The organism is Porticoccus sp. (assembly GCF_965660005.1).
Classification (GTDB): Bacteria; Pseudomonadota; Gammaproteobacteria; order Pseudomonadales; family Porticoccaceae; genus Porticoccus.
In genome coordinates, this window is sequence record NZ_CBFHYF010000079.1 from 1 (window position 1) to 2642 (window position 2642).

The 2642-nt window shown below is 58.3% G+C and carries 1 protein-coding gene and 1 pseudogene; both read right to left on the minus strand.

All coding sequences use genetic code 11. The features are described from left to right. Positions 1-1584, minus strand: a pseudogene (locus ACTF5G_RS10105) (phosphoketolase); the annotation flags it as partial. A gap of 161 nt (positions 1585-1745) precedes the next feature. Continuing rightward, on the minus strand, positions 1746-2642 hold an 897-nt coding region (locus tag ACTF5G_RS10110; RefSeq protein ID WP_438952677.1), incomplete at its 5' end, for an acetate/propionate family kinase.

Genomic DNA, 2642 nt, shown 5'->3' on the forward strand with positions numbered 1-2642 from the left:
GTAGTTCAGCGAGGCTATCGGTGGTCGCCAGGCGATTTCACCGGCCACATCCAGCCATTTGGCATGTTGGTTGAACATGGAATCGACAATGTGAATAAAGGCCTCATAGCAGGAAAAAAAGCCGTGTCGACCCGTCAGCAGGTAACCCTCCAGCCAACCTTCACACTGATGCTCACTGAGCATTTCCATGACCCGGCCATCGGCTGCCACATGCTCGTCACCGGGCAGGATTTCGGCGGTGGAGCAGCGATTGGTGACTTCGAATACCGCATTCCAGCGGTTTGAGTTGGTTTCATCGGGGCTGAAGACCCGGAAGTTTTTCGGGTTGTGGGTGATGACGTCGCGGATCAGCTGTCCCTGCACCCGGGTGGATTCGCAATCGCCCCCGCCGGGTGATTCCACCGATACGGCGTAGGTTCTGAAATCCGGCAGATTCAGATCTTTCAGCAGCAGTCCGCCGTTGCTGTGTGGATTGGCCCCCATGCGGCGTTCACCCTTGGGTGTCAGTGCCGCCAGTTCATCAATGAGTTTGCCCTGTCGATCGAACAACTCCTCGGGCCGATAACTGCGCAGCCAGTTTTCCAGTATTTCCAGATGGCCGGGATGACACATATCACCCATCGGTACCTGATGGGCGCGGAAGGTGCCCTCAGCCGGTTTGCCATCAACAGTACCGGGGCCTGTCCAGCCCTTCGGCGAACGGAGAATGATCATCGGCCAGCGGGGACGCACTTTAAATCCGTTGTCGCGCGCTTCCGTCTGGATCTGTTTGATCTCGGTGAGCGCGTTATCGAGCACTTCAGCCATCAACTGGTGCATTGCCTTCGGGGAGTCACCTTCCACAAAGTAGGGTTTGTAACCGTAGCCGGTAAACAATGCTTCCAGTTCACTGTGAGGAATTCTGGCCAGCACGGTAGGCCCGGCAATCTTATAACCGTTCAGGTGCAGGATGGGTAGAACCGCGCCGTCGTGTACCGGATTGAGAAACTTGTTGGAGTGCCAGCTGGTGGCCAGGGGGCCGGTTTCTGCCTCGCCATCGCCCACCACGCAGGCGACAATCAGGTCGGGGTTGTCAAACGCAGCACCGAAAGCATGGGAGAGCGCATAGCCGAGTTCGCCGCCCTCGTGCATCGACCCGGGAGTTTCCGGCGCCACATGGCTGGGAACGCCACCCGGGAAGGAAAACTGTTTGAACAGTTTTTTCATCCCGGTTTCGTCCTGTGAGACCTCCGGGTACGTCTCACTGTAAGTCCCCTCCAGCCAGGTGTTGGCCACGATACCGGGTCCACCGTGGCCCGGGCCTGTGATGTAGAGGATGTTGAGATCCCGGGCTTGGATGACCCGGTTGAGATGTACGTAAATAAAGTTCAGTCCGGGTGTGGTGCCCCAGTGGCCCAGCAGCCGGGGCTTGATATGCGCCTGTGTCAGCGGTTCCCTGAGTAGCGGGTTGTCGAGCAGGTAAATCTGTCCCACAGACAGGTAGTTGGCCGCCCGCCAGTAGGCGTCAATTTTTTGCAGGTGTTCTGTCGTCAGTGGCTGGTGATTCTCCACCAGGCTTCTACCCTGTGAGTGCTGGTGTTGCATGGAATGTTCCCTTGCCGGTAGCAGAACGTTCATCATAGTCAAAAAAGCCAGTCGTCAGCCACTGTTGACTGAGGCAGTGATGGTCCTGGACGTGTCTGAGTCGACTGATTGAAATGAGGGGCGGCCGGGTTGGGTCAGGTTGATGGTGCCGCCGGGGATTGTCAGGTGGTAAGCGGCAACAGGCGGTGAACGGATCTGGCGATAATCAGTGCTTCATCTGTGGCTATCACGCGTACAGTAACGGGACTTGTCTGCATTGAGATTACCGCAGCGTTGTTGGCATTGGCTTGTGGGTCCAGAGTAATGCCGAGAAAATCGAGTCCGTCGCAGATGCGTGCGCGAATAACCGGGGCGTTCTCGCCGATCCCGCCGCTGAAGACCAGCGTGTCGAGCCCTCCCAGGGCAGCGGTATAGCCACCGAGCCATTTTTTGGTCTGGTAGCAGAACAGAGCCAGCGCCTCCCGGGCCCGGTTGTCGGTATCTTCCCTGGCCAGCAGTTCCCGCACATCAGGGCTGGTTTCGGATATGCCCAGCAGGCCGGATTCACGACTGGCAAGTTGCAGAAATTCTGTCCCATTGATGTGTTCCATTTGTTCCAGGTAGCCCGCCACGCCCGGTTCCAGGTCCCCCGAGCGGCTGCTCATGGGCACCCCCGAGGTCGGTGTGAACCCCATGCTGGTATCAATACTTTTGCCATTGCGGACGGCCGCGAGGCTGGCACCATTGCCGAGGTGAGCAAGAATCACCCGGCCCTCCGCTGCCACTTTGTCGCCCAGGCTGACCAGCTCTTCCATCAAATAGGTGTAGGACAGGCCATGAAAGCCATAGCGCCGTATGCCCATGGCCTCGAAGCGGCGCGGAATGGGCAGCAGTTGTGCCACCCGTGGCATGCTGGTGTGAAATGCCGTATCGAAGCAGGCAATCTGGGGCAGGGATGGAAAGCGCTCCCGAAAAGAATGGATCAGAGCCAACTCCCGAGGCAGATGTTCCGGGGCAAAAGGGCTGATACTTGCGAGTTCGTCCAGCAGTGCCGGGGTGACCAGCTCGGGTTCGGTATG